Annotated in this window: 12 protein-coding genes; 10 read left to right on the forward strand and 2 right to left on the reverse strand. The window is 66.2% G+C overall.

From position 1 onward, the window contains the following. Nucleotides 1-22: 22 nt before the first annotated feature. The gene (trxA, locus tag ACQ66H_RS04940) at nucleotides 23-349 is read right to left on the reverse strand and encodes a thioredoxin TrxA (protein ID WP_008062188.1); all 327 of its coding nucleotides are present in this window, start codon (nucleotides 347-349) and stop codon (nucleotides 23-25) included. 554 nt (nucleotides 350-903) lie between these two features. Between trxA and fdxA the strand changes: the two genes are divergently transcribed. From fdxA to ACQ66H_RS04965, 5 genes are all read left to right on the forward strand, one after another. After that, the gene (gene fdxA / locus ACQ66H_RS04945; RefSeq protein WP_430433057.1) at nucleotides 904-1,227 is read left to right on the forward strand and encodes a ferredoxin FdxA; all 324 of its coding nucleotides are present in this window, start codon (nucleotides 904-906) and stop codon (nucleotides 1,225-1,227) included. 38 nt (nucleotides 1,228-1,265) lie between these two features. After that, complete coding sequence (locus ACQ66H_RS04950) at nucleotides 1,266-3,929, forward strand: PD-(D/E)XK nuclease family protein (protein WP_430433058.1); 2,664 nt, start codon at nucleotides 1,266-1,268, stop codon at nucleotides 3,927-3,929. Then, the gene (locus ACQ66H_RS04955) at nucleotides 3,926-7,183 is read left to right on the forward strand and encodes a UvrD-helicase domain-containing protein (protein ID WP_430433059.1); all 3,258 of its coding nucleotides are present in this window, start codon (nucleotides 3,926-3,928) and stop codon (nucleotides 7,181-7,183) included. The genes ACQ66H_RS04950 and ACQ66H_RS04955 overlap by 4 nt, the downstream gene beginning before the upstream one ends. Before the next feature lie 101 nt (nucleotides 7,184-7,284). Next, nucleotides 7,285-7,734 carry a CBS domain-containing protein gene (locus tag ACQ66H_RS04960; protein WP_024300604.1) on the forward strand — a complete coding sequence of 150 codons (450 nt, stop codon included), beginning with the start codon at nucleotides 7,285-7,287 and terminating at the stop codon, nucleotides 7,732-7,734. 73 nt (nucleotides 7,735-7,807) lie between these two features. Next, nucleotides 7,808-9,487: a long-chain-fatty-acid--CoA ligase gene (locus ACQ66H_RS04965; protein ID WP_430433060.1), complete on the forward strand. Its 1,680-nt coding sequence runs from the start codon at nucleotides 7,808-7,810 to the stop codon at nucleotides 9,485-9,487. Between the two features lie 49 nt (nucleotides 9,488-9,536). On the opposite strand, the gene ACQ66H_RS04970 is transcribed toward ACQ66H_RS04965, so the two are convergent. Further along, nucleotides 9,537-10,121, reverse strand: coding sequence for an H-NS histone family protein (locus ACQ66H_RS04970; protein ID WP_430433061.1), 585 nt, complete (start codon nucleotides 10,119-10,121; stop codon nucleotides 9,537-9,539). A gap of 56 nt (nucleotides 10,122-10,177) precedes the next feature. Between ACQ66H_RS04970 and ccoN the strand changes: the two genes are divergently transcribed. The 5 genes from ccoN (at nucleotide 10,178) to ccoG (ending at nucleotide 14,807) form a co-directional block, all read left to right on the forward strand. Continuing rightward, nucleotides 10,178-11,605, forward strand: coding sequence for a cytochrome-c oxidase, cbb3-type subunit I (ccoN, locus tag ACQ66H_RS04975; protein ID WP_430435593.1), 1,428 nt, complete (start codon nucleotides 10,178-10,180; stop codon nucleotides 11,603-11,605). Between the two features lie 18 nt (nucleotides 11,606-11,623). Then, nucleotides 11,624-12,238, forward strand: coding sequence for a cytochrome-c oxidase, cbb3-type subunit II (ccoO, locus tag ACQ66H_RS04980; protein ID WP_304004112.1), 615 nt, complete (start codon nucleotides 11,624-11,626; stop codon nucleotides 12,236-12,238). Nucleotides 12,239-12,249: 11 nt separating this feature from the next. Continuing rightward, nucleotides 12,250-12,426 (forward strand): cbb3-type cytochrome oxidase subunit 3, encoded by a 177-nt coding sequence (locus ACQ66H_RS04985; RefSeq protein WP_020163661.1) that lies wholly within the window; start codon nucleotides 12,250-12,252, stop codon nucleotides 12,424-12,426. Then, nucleotides 12,423-13,334 carry a cytochrome-c oxidase, cbb3-type subunit III gene (gene ccoP, locus ACQ66H_RS04990; RefSeq protein ID WP_430433062.1) on the forward strand — a complete coding sequence of 304 codons (912 nt, stop codon included), beginning with the start codon at nucleotides 12,423-12,425 and terminating at the stop codon, nucleotides 13,332-13,334. The genes ACQ66H_RS04985 and ccoP overlap by 4 nt, the downstream gene beginning before the upstream one ends. A gap of 63 nt (nucleotides 13,335-13,397) precedes the next feature. Continuing rightward, on the forward strand, nucleotides 13,398-14,807 hold the full coding sequence (gene ccoG, locus ACQ66H_RS04995) for a cytochrome c oxidase accessory protein CcoG (RefSeq protein ID WP_430435594.1): 1,410 nt from the start codon (nucleotides 13,398-13,400) through the stop codon (nucleotides 14,805-14,807). Nucleotides 14,808-14,810: the final 3 nt, after the last annotated feature.

Raw genomic sequence — 14,810 nt, forward strand, 5'->3', positions numbered from 1 at the left:
CGCGCCCGCCGCGGGGTAGGTGTTACAGGTGGCTGTCCAGGAAGGCGGTCAGTTGGGACTTCGACAGGGCGCCGACCTTGGTCGCCTCGACATTGCCGTCCTTGAACAGCATCAGCGTCGGAATGCCGCGGATACCGAAGCGCGCAGGCGTTTCCTGGTTCTCGTCGATATTGACCTTGGCCACGCGCAGCTTGCCGGCGTAGTCACGCGCGACCTCGTCGAGGATGGGAGCGATCATCTTGCACGGACCGCACCACTCGGCCCAGTAATCGACCAGAACCGGCAGGTCGGCCTTGATGACCTCGGCTTCGAAACTGGCGTCGGTGACGTGGTGGATGTGTTCGCTCATTGTTTCCTCGCGGTGCTTGACTGGGAAAGTGGATTCGGTGAATCGGAAGGTCTTCGGGGGTGTATCGGGAAGAACCGGATGCCTCGTGCTGGACGCCACGGTTCGGGACGCCTGCAGGACTGGATGGATGTTGCGTGCCGAAAGGTGAGTGTCGGGTCGCTGGACTGGGTTTTCCGGCCACTCACGGAGCGGCCCGGTTCGGGGCTTGCTGAAACCCGGCCGCCGGGGTGATCACGGTATCGGCGTCCCCTGCGTCGGAGTTCAGGGTTTCTGCACTGTTTGCAAGATGCTAATACAAAAAACAGTCGGGCGTGCAGAGGCAGATGGCAAGGAAATACAAAAAGTCATGGCGACATGTCGCAGCGGCACGACAGCGTGGGCGAGGTGCCGCCCCGCCCCGGTGCTAAACTCCCGCGTCCGGAAGAGGTGCGGCGCGCCTGTGTTTCGCAGTCTGCAGGCTGCCCCCGCGCGCCGAAGCCCCTCGTGAATTCAGCCTTTTTCAGCCCATGCATGGCCTGCCTGCGAGTGCAGAGCCCCCGCCCAACGGAGAAATCATGACCTACGTCGTCACCGAATCCTGTATCAAGTGCAAATACACCGACTGCGTCAACGTGTGCCCGGTCGATTGCTTCCGCGAAGGCCCGAACTTCCTGGTGATCGATCCGGACGAGTGCATCGACTGCACGCTGTGCGTCGCCGAATGTCCGGCCGAAGCCATTTTCGCCGAGGACGACGTGCCGGCGGACCAGGTGCAGTTCATCGAACTGAATGCCGAACTGGCCAAGGAATGGCCGGCCATCATCGAGCGCAAGGACGCGCTGCCCGACGCCGACGACTGGGCCAAGGTGAAGGACAAGCTCGGCATGCTCGAGCGCTGAGCGCGCTCCCCGTTTCCCTTGTTCGCCCGCGCTGACGCATGAGCGGAGCGGGTTTCGACTCCGTCACGCTGCCCCCCGGTCCGGACCTGTTCGGCCGGGTGGCACGCATCCTCCTCGATCGCCACGGCGACGCGCTCGCCGACTGCGACCTCATCCTGCCGACCATCACGCTGGCACCGGCGCTGCGCAGTGCGCTGTCGGCCGCGGCCGACCGTGCGCTGTTCATGCCGCGCGTGCTTACGCCGCAACTGCTGGCCGCGCGCTGGCGGGGCGATGCGGCGACCGATCCCGATTCGCGGCGACTGCTCGGGCTGGTCGCCCAGTTGCGCCGGGTCGGCTGGCTGGGTGACGCCGACCTGTGGGCGGTCGCACGCGAGCTGATGGATCTCGCCGACACGCTGGCCGATGTGCCGGTGCCGGACGAGGCCGCGCTGGAGGGCGCATTCGCCCGGGCGCACGCGCTGCACGACAGCGCGGCGCTGTCGCTGGAGGCGCGGCTTGTTCACGCGGTGTGGCTGGCCGACAGCACCGGCACGCCCGGTCACGCCCGGGCGACGACGCAGGCGCTTTACCGCGCAGCCGCGTCTGCGCGGCGGCCCGTAGTGCTGCTGGCCGACACGCTTGATCGCGCTCCGGACTGGCTGGCTGCGTTCGCGCGACGCGTTCCGGTGCTGCACATCGGCGTACGGCGTGCGGCGGATGAAGACGCGCTTTCGCGCGCGCTCGATGCCGCCTGGCCAGTCGCCGCCGACGACGCGCGCACGCTGTGGTCGCGCCGCGTGCCGGCGGACGCGGCGCAGCGCCTGCGCGACCGCGTGCGGCTGGTCAGTGCGCAATCGCTCGAACAGGAAGCGCAGCACGCCGCCACATGCATTGCGCGCTGGCTGGCGGAGGGGCGCCGCCGCATCGCCCTGGTCGCCAGCGACCGCGAAGCCGCTCGCCGTACCCGCGCCCTGCTCGAACGCAGGCAGGTACTGCTGGCCGACGAAACCGGCTGGAAGCTGTCCACCACGCGCGCCGCTGCGACGGTCGATGCCTTTCTGCAGTGTCTGGCGTCCGACGGCTATCACCGCGATCTGCTCGATCTGGTCCGGTCGCCCTATGTCGCGGGCGGCATGGATGCCGACACGCACGCGCGGGCGATCGCCGAGGTCGATCACTGGGTGGTGCGCCGCAATCATGTTGACGGGCTGCAGGCCTTGCTCGCCGATGCGGCGCGCGAACTGGCAGGGCGGGCCGGTGCGGCGCTGATGGTTCCGTTTGCGCAGGCGGCGAACCTGATGCCGACCCAGGCCGCGCCCGCTGCCTTCTGGATCGAACGGCTGCTGGCCGCGCTCGACGCGCTGCAGGCGCGCACGGCCTTGCTGCAGGACGCGGCCGGCGCACAGGTGATCGCACTGCTCGAACAGCTGCGCGCCGACAGTAGTGGCGTATCCCTGGCGCTGACCTTTGCCGACTGGCGTCAGTGGCTCAACGGCGAGTTCGAACGGGCGCTGTTCCGCGACACCGCGATCGACAGTCCGGTCGTGCTGACCCATCTTGCGGCGACCCGACTTCGCGTGTTCGACGCCGTGTACGTGATCGGCGCCGACGGCGAACATCTGGCGCCGCCGCAATTGCGCGGCGTACTCGGTCACGAGGGGCTGCGACGCGAACTGGGGCTGGCCGATACGCAGCAGGCGGCACGCCAGCTGCGCGAGGACGTCGCCGGGCTGATCCTGAACAGTGAAGAAATCGTGTTCAGCTGGCAGGCCCAGCGCAATGGCGAAGCCAATCTGCCCGGTGCCGATCTGCAGCTGCTCGACCTGATGTTCGTGCGCGCCGGGCTGCCGAGTGCGGTCAGCGCCGCGCCGGCACAGCCCGATCCCGAACCGGCCGCGCTGCCGCGCCAGACCAGCGCACCGGTGCTCGACGCCGGACGGGTGCCGCAGCGGCTCACCGCCAGCGCGATGGCCGATCTGATGGCCTGCCCCTACCGCTACTACGCGCGCCGCGTGCTTGGTCTGGGCGAGGGCGACGAGGTCGAGGAAACGATGGGCAAGGGCAGCGTGGGCGAACTGGTGCATGCGCTGCTGCACGATTTCCATATTGCCCATCCGCGCCTCGACAGCGAAACGCCGCAGGCGCTGGCAGGCGACATGCGCGCGCGCATCGCCGCCGCCTTCGATGGCGCGATCGGCCGCAACTTCCAGGAGCACGTCTGGGCCGATCGCCTGCACGACCGCGCCGACGCCTACGTTGCCTGGGCCTGCGCGCGCGAGGCTGAGGGCTGGGTGTTCGACAGCGGCGAGCAGTCGCGCGCGCGACCGCTCGACTTGCCGGACGGCAGTGCGCTGTCACTCGAAGGCCGCATCGACCGCATCGACCGCGGTGCGGCGGGCGTGTCGTTGCTCGACTACAAGCTGCGTAGCAGCGAAGCCGTGAAGAAGAGCCTGCAGGGCGGTGAAGACCTGCAGCTCGCCTTCTACACGCTGCTTGAAGGCGACACGGTCAGCGAAGCCGCCTATCTGGCGCTCGACGAGCCGGCACCGGTGCCGCATCCGCAGGCCGAGCCGCACGCGGCGGCCGAAGCGCTGCAGGGACTGATCGGAACGCTGTTCCCGGCGCTGCGTGCAGGTGCTGCGCTGCCTGCGCATGGTGACGACCGCGCTTGCGCCTACTGCGACATGCGCGGTCTGTGCCGCAAGGACTGGCGCGCATGAACGACGGCCTGCGCGCGCTCGATCCATCGGCCAGCGTCGTCGTCGAGGCCTGTGCCGGCAGCGGCAAGACGTGGACCCTGGTGTCGCGGCTGATCCGCCTGCTGCTGGCCGGCGTGGCGCCGGGCGAGATACTGGCCATCACCTACACGCGCAAGGCGGCGCGCGAGATCGACGAGCGGCTGCAGCACTGGCTGGGCGAGCTGGCGGTGGCGGACGACGCCGGCGTGATCGCCTTCCTCGATCAGCGCGGGGTCAACGCGCGCAACGACGCGGCGCTGATCGAGCGTGCGCGCGGCTTGTTCGAACACGTCGCCGGCGCCCGCCCGGGGCTGACGATCAACACCTTCCACGGCTGGTTTTCATCGCTGCTCGGCGCCGCGCCGCTGTCGGCCGGCCTCGGCGGGCTGCAGCTGGCAGAGCGCACCGCACGCCTGCGCGACCAGGCCTGGGGTGTGCTGATGCGACGTGCCGGCAGTGCGCCGGATGGCGAACTGGCGCAGTCGGTGCGCTGGCTGCTCGCGCAGGCCGGTCTCGCTGGCGCGCGCAGCCTCGCCGAATCGCTGATCGAGCGGCGCGCCGAGTGGCAGGCCTGGCTGGCGGCGCACGACGGGCTCGACGGCGTGTTCGCGCATCTCCAATCTTTCTTCGGCGCCGATCGTGAAGCACCGGTCGATGCACTGGCGCAGGACGCCGCGCTGCGCGCCGCAGTGCTGGAACTCGCGAAGCTGCTGGGGCAGGGCACGGAGGCGCAGCAGCGCAAAGCGGTGGCGCTGGAGACGGCCGCCAGCCAGCACGACGCCCAGGCCTTCTTCGACGGGCTGTGCGCCGAACTGCTGACCCGCGCCGGACTGCCGATCGCGTTCAAGCCGGGCAAGTCAATGGAGAGGATCGGCGCGGCCGAGCGCACGCAGCAGTTGTTCGAGTCCTGCGCCGAGCGGCTGCTGGCCTGTCTGCACGCGCTGAGCGACCGCGCCGCCTGGGAACTGACCCGACACGCGCTGACCGTTGCTTCGGCCATGCTCGATGCCTACGATCAGGTCAAACGCAGTGCCGGCGTGCTCGACTTCGGCGACCTCGAATGGCACGCGGCGCGCCTGCTCGGCGACGCGCAGACTGGCCCCTTCGTGCAGGCACGGCTCGACGCGCGCTACACCCACCTGCTGCTCGACGAATTCCAGGACACCAATCCGCTGCAGTGGCAGGTGCTGATGCACTGGCTCGACGCCTACGCGCCGGATCAGGTGCAGCCGCGCGTGTTCGTGGTGGGCGATCCGAAGCAGTCGATCTATCGCTTCCGCCGCGCCGATCCGCGCATCTTTGCGCACGCGCGCACGGCTTTCGCCGAGCGTTTCGGCGCCATCGACATCCGGCGCAATGAAACGCGGCGCAGCAGCTCGGCGGTGGTCGAGGTGGTCAATGCGCTGTTCGGTGCGCTCGACGTGTTCGAAGGTTTTGCGCCACACGGCACGACGCAGCTCGGCCTGCCCGGCGCGGTCGAGGTGCTGCCGGCTTTCGGCCACGACGTCGATGCGCCGGACGAAGCGACGTCTTCCGATTCTGGTCTGCGCAATCCGCTCACCACGCCGCGTGTGACGGTCGAGGACAGCCGGCGCCGTCGCGAGGCCGACGCGATGTGCGCGCGCTTGCAGGCGATGGTCGGGCGGGTCGCCGTGCGCGATGCGCACACTGGCGCGGTGCGGCCCGCGCGCTACGGCGACATGATGATCCTGCTGCGCCGGCGCACCGGTCTTGCCGTCTACGAGGCGGCGCTGCGCGCACATGGCATTCCGTACTTCGGCGCCAGTCGCGGCCGTCTGCTCGACACGCTGGAGGCGGCCGATCTGCAGGCACTGCTGCGCTTCCTCGCCGCGCCGGCCGATGCGCTGGCGCTGGCGCACGTGCTGCGCAGCCCGCTGTTCGCGCTGTCCGACGCGCACCTGCTGCGCCTGACCAGCGCCGGCCCCGCGCTGTGGCCGGCCCTGCGCGCTGCGCGGGGAGGCGACGACGCCGGACTGGCGCGTGCGGCGTCGCTGCTGAGCGACTGGCTGGCCGCGGCTGTGCAACTGCCGGTGCACGATCTGCTCGACCGCGTGTTCCATCATGGCGAGCTGATGCAACGCTATGCCGCCGTGGTTGATCCGATGGCCTGGCCGGGCGTGCGGGCGAATCTGGACGCTTTCATGGAACTCGCGCTCAAGGTCGATAGCGGCCGCTTCCCGAGCATGCCGCGCTTTCTCGACGAGCTCGCGCGATTGCGCAACGAGGACGACGAGGCGCCGGACGAGGGGCTCATCCTCGGTGAGGACCCGGCACGCGGCCGCGTGCGTGTGCTCACCGTGCATGCGGCGAAGGGGCTGGAGGCGCCCATTGTCTGGCTGGCCGACGCCATCGCGAAGCCGCGCGCCGACAGCGGTGCGCGTGTGCTTCTGGCGTGGCCGCCGGGTGCGCCGGCGCCTGAACACTTGTCGCTGCTGCAGCGCAAAGAGAACCAGGGGCAGGCGCGCGCCCGTTTCATCGACGCTGAAGCGCGCGCCGCGGCGCGCGAGGACGCCAATCTGCTGTACGTCGCGGTCACCCGCGCGCGGCAGTTTCTGTTTGCCAGCGGCGTCAGCCCGGCGCGGGGCGTGGCGGACGACAGCTGGCTGGCGCGTCTGCAGACTGCGCTGCGCGCTTGCCCGTCGGTACAGAGCACCGACGACGGTGCGCTGCGCCTGAGTGCAGGCACGGCCGATGCGTGCCCCGACATCGATACGGTTGCCGCGGCGCCGACAGCTGTCGAAGCGCTCCCATTGGCACCGGTGGGCGAGCGCCGCGTGGTGGTGCCGATGAACGACGCGCAGATCTGGGGCACCGGCCTGCATGCCTGGCTGGAAGCGCTGGCCTGCGGCGAACCGCCGCCGCCGCGCCCGCCAGCGCTCGATGCGGCGCGCTGGAGCGAACTTGAGCGCCTTGCGCGCGCCATGATCGAGAGCGCTGCGCTGCGCCGCTTCTTCGATCCGGCGCTGTATCGCTGGGCGGCCAGCGAAGTGGAATTCGTGCTGCCTGACGGCAGCCTTGGCCGCATCGATCGCCTGGTCGAGTTCGACGACGAGATCTGGATACTGGATTACAAGAGCGGGGAGGGCGCGGGATTCGCCGAGGAATATGCCGAACAGCTGAGTCGCTACGCCGAGTCGGTACGCCTGATCCGCCCCGGCAAGACGCCATGCGCCGCACTGCTGCGGCCTGACGGGCGTCTGGATCGCCTTTTCTGAACGCCGGCGCTTTGCGGCGCCGACGCTTTTGACTACCATCGACGCATGGTCATCCGCAGCGCGCACCCCGTGCCCGCGCGGCGAGGAGGAGAGTGGCAACCATGCAAGTACATGAAATCCTGCGCATCAAGGGCACCGTGCTCTACACGGTGGCGCCGCAACAGACGCTGGGTAACGCAGTCGTCACGATGACCGACCTCGATGTCGGTTCGCTGGTGGTGATGGAGCATGGCCGCATGGTCGGTATGCTCACCTTCCGCGAAGTGCTGCGCTCGGTGCGGGCGTCCGGCGGCGACTGGCAGTCGCTGACCGTATCCGCCGTCATGCATCGCGATCCGGTGACCGCTCACCCGGACATGGAAGTTGACGAACTGCGCCGGCTGATGCTCGAACACCGCTGTCGCTATCTGCCCATCATGGAAGGCGATACGTTGATGGGCGTGCTGTCTTTCCACGATGTCGCACGCGCGATGCTGGAGGAGCAGAGTTTCGAGAACCGCATGCTCAAGAGCTATATTCGCGACTGGCCGATGGAAGACATGTCGGGTTGATGCCCGGCCGCACGATCATGCAGCACGCTGCCACCTTCGCACGGCAGCGGCACGATGACGCGAGGAGGCGGTAATGGAGAAGGTGTGGCTCAAAAGCTACCCCAAGGGTGTTCCGGCCGAGATCGATCCGTCGGAGTTCATGTCGGTCGGCGAGGTGTTCGAGCGCAGCTGCCGGGAGTTCGCGGAGCGCGATGCCTATGTCTGCATGGGCAAGGCGATCAGCTACGCAGAACTTGACCGCCTCAGTGCCGCCTTCGCGGCCTACCTGCAGTCGGTGCTCGGCCTCGCGCCGGGGTCGCGCGTCGCGATCATGATGCCCAATGTGCTGCAGTACCCGGTGGCGATGTTCGGCGCGCTGCGTGCCGGCTACACGGTGGTGAACTGCAATCCGCTGTATACGCCGCGAGAGCTCGAACACCAGCTCAACGACAGCGGTGCGGAAGTCATCGTCGTGCTGGAAAACTTCGCGTTGACGCTGCAGCGCGTGATCGAGCGCACGTCGGTGCGCCACGTCGTCGTCACCGCGCTGGGCGATCTGCTGCCAGCGCCCAAGGGCTGGATCGTCAATCTGGTCGTGCGCCACGTGAAGAAGATGGTGCCGTCGTTCGACCTGCCGTCGGCGGTCCGCTTCAACGAGGCGATCAAGCTGGGGTTGGGGCACACGCTGAATCCGGTCAATGTCGTGCACGAAGACATCGCCTTCCTGCAATACACGGGCGGTACGACCGGTGTGGCCAAGGGCGCCATGCTCACCCATCGCAACATCGTGTCCAACATGATGCAGGCTGATGCCTGGATACGGCCCTTCGTGAGCGGGCCGCAGATCGTCATCACCGCGTTGCCGCTGTATCACATCTTTGCGCTGACCGCGAATTGCCTGGTATTTCTGAAGCTCGGTGCGACCAACATACTGATCACCAATCCGCGTGACATTCCGGGTTTCGTCAAGGAACTTCAGAAATATCGCTTCACCGTAATTACCGGTGTCAATACGCTGTTCAATGCGCTGCTGAACAATCCGGATTTTGCTCAGCTCGATTTTTCCGGATTGCGCGTTTCGTTGGGCGGCGGCATGGCAGTGCAGCGTGCGGTCGCCGAACGCTGGAAGAAAATCACCGGTCAGCCCTTGATCGAAGCCTACGGCCTGACCGAAACCTCGCCGGCAGTGTGCATCAATCCGCCGGATCAGAAGGAATTCAACGGCGCGATCGGGCTGCCTGTCCCATCTACTGAAATATCGATACGTGACGACGAGGGGCGGGAGGTGCCGCCGGGTGAAACCGGAGAATTGTGCGTGCGCGGACCGCAGGTGATGAAGGGTTACTACCGTCGTCCGGCGGAAACCGCCCAGGTGATGACGGCCGATGGATTCCTGCGCACCGGCGATGTCGCCACGGTTGACGAGGCCGGTTTCGTGCGCATCGTCAACCGCAAGAAGGACATGATTCTGGTGTCCGGCTTCAACGTCTATCCGAATGAGGTCGAGGACGTCGTCGCCGCCTGTGCCGGCGTGCTGGAGTGCTGCGCGATCGGGCTGCCGGACGAGCATTCGGGCGAGGTGGTGAAGGTGTTCGTCGTCAGCAGGGACGCGACGCTGACCGCCGACGCGGTGATCGCCCACTGCCGGACCCAGCTCACCGCATACAAGATTCCGCGCCACGTTGAATTCCGCAGCGAACTGCCGAAGACGAATGTAGGAAAGATATTGCGCAGGGCGCTCAAGGAAGAGGCCGCGGCGGCGCGGAAGCAATGAATGAAAAAGGCACCTTGCGGTGCCTTTTTTGTACGCGACCGAATCGAGATCAGGACACGCGGGCGGCAGCAAGTTCGTCGGCGCTCATCGCTGCAAGCCAACCCGGCTTGCGGCCGGCAGCACCAATTTCCTTGATTTCTCCGGTGGCCGGATTGCGATATTTGCCGGGCGCGATCTTCACCTTGGTTGCAGCAGCGGGACGACCCGAGCGACGTGCTGCACCGCCGGCAAGGCCGACATCGGAGGCCGACAGATTGTATTTCTTGATTTTGGCACGCACGTCCGAAATGACTGCTTCGAGCTCCGCCCGGCGCACTGCTTCTGCCTGTTGCTGCAGTTCCGCGATTTTTGCCATCAATTCGTCGTAGCTCTGACCGGACATTGCGTTGTCTCCATGGGTTGAGGAAATCGAATGATAAGCGCGGAAATTCATTCCGTAAATTGATTTGATCGAATTTCCGCTCGTAATTCGATCAGGGTGCAATATCATTTTGCGCGGGAAAATGCGGCCGGCATCGGTGCGCGCGCGGTAACGGTGAAAGACGGTGAAACGATAGGCCGCTTGACGTGGGTCAAGACCCGGTAGCAGGCGAGCACATAACCTTCGGACCGGATCATGCGTGCGTGCGCCCATGCGGGCGTGGCGGTGCAATTTCAATGTGGGAGCAGGCAAAAATGAAAACAGAAGCAATGGGGTCCGTTCACGGCACCTACGACTACCGGGTGGTGCGGCAGTTCGCACTGATGACGGTGGTGTGGGGCATCGTGGGCATGCTGGTCGGCGTGGTCATTGCCGCCCAGCTGGTCTGGCCGCAACTGAACGTCGGCGAGTGGTTCCACTTCGGCCGACTGCGGCCGCTACATACCAACGCAGTCATCTTCGCCTTCGGCGGCTGTGCGCTGATGGCGACTTCGTTCTTCGTCGTCCAGCGCACCTGCCACACACGGCTGTTCGCGCCGTGGCTGGCGGAGTTCGTGTTCTGGGGCTGGCAGATCGTCATCGTTGCCGCCGCCATCACGCTGCCGCTGGGCTACACCTCGGGCAAGGAGTACGCCGAGCTCGAGTGGCCGATCGACGTGCTGATCACCCTGGTCTGGGTGGCCTACGCCGTCGTGTTCTTCGGCACCATCGCCAAGCGCCGCACCTCGCACATCTATGTCGCGAACTGGTTCTACGGCGCCTTCATCCTGACCGTCGCGGTACTGCACCTGGTCAACAGCGCCGCCATCCCGGCCGGCTTCTGGAAGTCCTACTCGGCCTACGCCGGCGTGCAGGACGCCATGGTGCAGTGGTGGTACGGCCACAACGCGGTCGGCTTCTTCCTGACCGCCGGCTTCCTCGGGATGATGTATTACTTCGTGCCGAAGCAGGCGGAACGTCCGGTGTATTCCTACCGCCTGTCGGTGGTGCACTTCTGGGCGCTGATCTTCACCTACATGTGGGCGGGTCCGCACCACCTGCACTACACCGCGCTGCCGGACTGGACGCAGTCGCTGGGCATGGTGTTCTCGCTCATCCTGCTGGCTCCAAGCTGGGGCGGCATGATCAACGGCATCATGACCCTGTCGGGCGCCTGGCATAAGCTCCGCACCGATCCGATCCTGAAGTTCCTGATCACCTCGCTGTCCTTCTACGGCATGTTGACCTTCGAAGGCCCGATGATGTCGATCAAGACGGTCAATGCGCTGTCGCACTACACCGACTGGACCGTAGGCCACGTGCATTCGGGCGCGCTGGGCTGGGTGGCGATGATCTCGATCGGTTCGATCTACTACCTGATCCCGCGCCTGTTCGGCCAGGAGAAGATGTACTCGGTGCCGGCCATCAGCATCCACTTCTGGATGTCCACCCTCGGCGTCGTGCTCTACATCGCCTCGATGTGGATCGCCGGTGTGATGCAGGGCCTGATGTGGCGCGCGATCAACGACGACGGCACGCTCACCTACACCTTCGTCGAAAGCGTCAAGGCCAGCTATCCGTTCTGGTTCATCCGCTTCCTCGGTGGCGCGCTCTTCCTGTCCGGCATGTTCGTCATGGCCTGGAACGTGTGGAAGACCATCGCCGGCCAGAAGCCGTACAACGCACCGGTGGTGGCGCCTGCTGCCGCGCACGCCTGATCACTGGAGAAAGAAATCATGGCTGCATCCAAACACGAAGCAATCGAACGCAACGTCGGCCTGCTGGCGATCCTGACGGTGATCACCATCGCCATCGGCGGTCTGGTCGAAATCGTTCCGCTGTTCTTCCAGCACTCGACCACCGAACCGGTCAAGGGCGTCGAGCCGTACAGCCCGCTGCGACTGGCCGGTCGCGACATCTATGTGCGCGAAGGCTGCTACAACTGCCACTCGCAGATGATCCGTCCGTTCCGCGCCGAAACCGAGCGCTACGGTCACTACTCGGTCGCCGGCGAGTTCGTCTATGACCGTCCGTTCCAGTGGGGCTCCAAGCGCACCGGTCCGGATCTGGCGCGCGTCGGTGGCCGCTACTCCGACGAGTGGCACCGCGTTCACCTGATCAATCCGCGCGACGTCGTGCCGGAGTCGAACATGCCGGGCTTCCCCTGGCTCGACCGGCCGGTCGATGCCAGCACCATCGAGCAGCGCATGCGAGCGCTGACCGTGGTCGGCACGCCCTACACCGAGGAGCAGATGAAGGGTGCGGCGGCAGAGCTGAAGGGCAAGACCGAGATGGATGCCCTGATCGCCTACCTGCAAGGCCTGGGCACCGCGATCAAGCGTGTGAACTGAAGGAGCCCGTCATGGAACTCGACATCAACGCACTGCGCTCGGCAGTTACCGTCGCGGGCTTCGCCTGCTTCGTCGCCATCGTGATCATGGCCTGGCGTCCGGGCGCGCAGCGCGCCCACAACGAGGCAGCGATGCTGCCCTTCGCCGACGACGATCGCGCGCACACCGAAACCGGAGAACAAAAGTGAGCGACTTCATCAACGACTTCTGGAACATGTACGTGGTGGTGCTCGTCGTCGCCAGTATCGCGTTCTGTGCCTTCATCATCCTGTCCAACCGTGGCGCCCGTCCGAAGGGGCAGGTCGAACTGCACGGTCATCAGTGGGACGAAACGCTGGCCGAGTGGAACAACCCGCTGCCGCGCTGGTGGGTGTGGCTGTTCTGGATCACCATCGTGTTCGCCATCGTCTATCTGGCCGCTTACCCTGGCCTGGGCAACTTCGGCGGCAAGCTTGCGTGGTCGTCCACCGGCGCCTACGACAAGGAAGTGAAGGAAGCCGAAGCCAAGGTGGCGCCGCTGTTCGAGCGCTACGCCGGCCTCGACGTGAAGGAAGTGGCGGCTGATCCCGAAGCACGCGCCATGGGCGAACGTCTCTACCTGAACAACTGCGCCCAGTGCCACGGTACCGACGCACGCGGTTCGCGCGGCTTCCCCAACCTGACCGACGCCGACTGGCTGTACGGCGGCGAGCCCGAGGCGATCAAGGCCACGCTGGTCAATGGCCGCAACGGTGCGATGCCGGCCTTCGGCGCCATCCTCGACGGCGAGCAGCAGCGCGACGTGGTGCATTACGTGCGTTCGCTGTCCGGGCTGGCGGCCGATGGCGTGCGCGTGCAGCGCGGCAAGGCGGTGTTCGGTGCGAACTGCGCGGCCTGCCATGGCGCGGACGGCAAGGGCAACCAGATGGTGGGCGCGCCCAACCTGACCGACGGCATCTGGCTGTACGGCAGTACCGAAGCGATCGTGCTGCAGTCGGTGGCCAAGGGTCGCAACGGTCACATGCCGGCACACGGCGATCTGCTTGGCGACAAGAAGATCCACCTCGTTGCCGCCTACGTCTGGGGCCTGTCGAACAACGCGGGTGGAGCGAAGTAAATGGCGTCCAATCCCTCACCCGGCGACAGTACGTCTGGTACCGAAGCAAAGCGGGCGGCACGGGTGATTCCGATCACCGATGTGTCGTCGGACGAGGGAGATCTGTACGCGGCGCGCAAGAAGATCCAGCCGCGCAGCATCAAGGGGCGCTTCAACACTGTGCGCTGGGCCATGGTGTGGATCACGCAGTTGGTGTTCTACGGCCTGGCCTGGCTGCCCTGGAATGACAGACAGGCCGTGCTCTTCCATCTGGTCGAGCGCAAGTTCTACATCTTCGGGCTCGTCCTGTGGCCGCAGGACGTGCTTTTCCTCGCGCTGCTGCTGATCATCAGCGCGCTCGGACTGTTCCTGGTCACCGCGGTGGCCGGGCGCGTGTGGTGTGGCTACGCCTGTCCGCAGTCGGTGTACACCGAAATCTTCATGTGGATAGAGCGGCACATCGAAGGCGACCGCTCGGCGCGCATGAAGCTCGACGCAGCGCCGATGAGCGCGCGCAAGCTCGGTCTGCGTGCCGCGAAGTTCGGTGCCTGGGGAGCGCTGGCCCTGTGGACCGGTTTCACCTTCGTCGGTTACTTCACGCCGATACGCGAACTCGCGTCCGAGATCGCCGCCTGGTCGCTCGGTCCGTGGGAGGCGTTCTGGATGTTTTTCTACGCCGCCTTCACCTACGTGTTCGCGGGTCACATGCGCGAGCAGGTGTGCAAGTATATGTGCCCGTATGCCCGCTTCCAGGGCGTCATGTTCGATCCCGACACCCTGATCGTCAGCTACGACGCCAATCGCGGCGAGCCGCGCGGCAACAAGAAGAAGGCACGCGAGGGGCAGGTGGTCGGCGACTGCGTCGATTGCGACTGGTGCGTGCAGGTCTGTCCGACCGGCATCGACATCCGTAACGGCCTGCAGTACGAGTGCATCGGCTGTGCGCTCTGTATCGACGCCTGTGATCAGGTGATGGACAAGGTCGGTCGCCCGCGCGGCCTGATCGCCTACACCACCGAACGCACCTTGCTGGCGAAGAAGCCGGCTCACGAGGGCTGGCGCGAGGTGATGGCGCACATCCTGCGTCCGCGCGTCATCCTCTACACCAGTCTTCTGGCTTTCATCGTGACGGGTTTCGCCTGGGCACTATTCACCCGTACGCCGGTCAAGATGAACGTGCTGCGCGACCGCGCCACACTGGCGCGCGAGGTCGAGGGCGGCAAGATCGAGAACGTCTATCGGCTGCGCATCATGAACACCTCGGAGATCGCACGGCGCTACGTGCTCGAGGTCGAAGGCCTGCCGGGTGCCGCCATCGCCGATCTGCGCGAGATCGAGGTCGAGGCGGCCGGCTCGCGCGACATCGCCGCACGGGTGCAGGTCGATGCCGAAGCCCTGCAGCCGGGTTCCCACGAAATCTATTTCAACCTGCAGGCCGTCGATGCACCGGATGTCCGCGTGCATGAGAAGACGTCCTTCCTGCAGCCGAGGTAAGCC

Source organism: Methyloversatilis sp., from assembly GCF_965284615.1.
Classification (GTDB): Bacteria; Pseudomonadota; Gammaproteobacteria; order Burkholderiales; family Rhodocyclaceae; genus Methyloversatilis.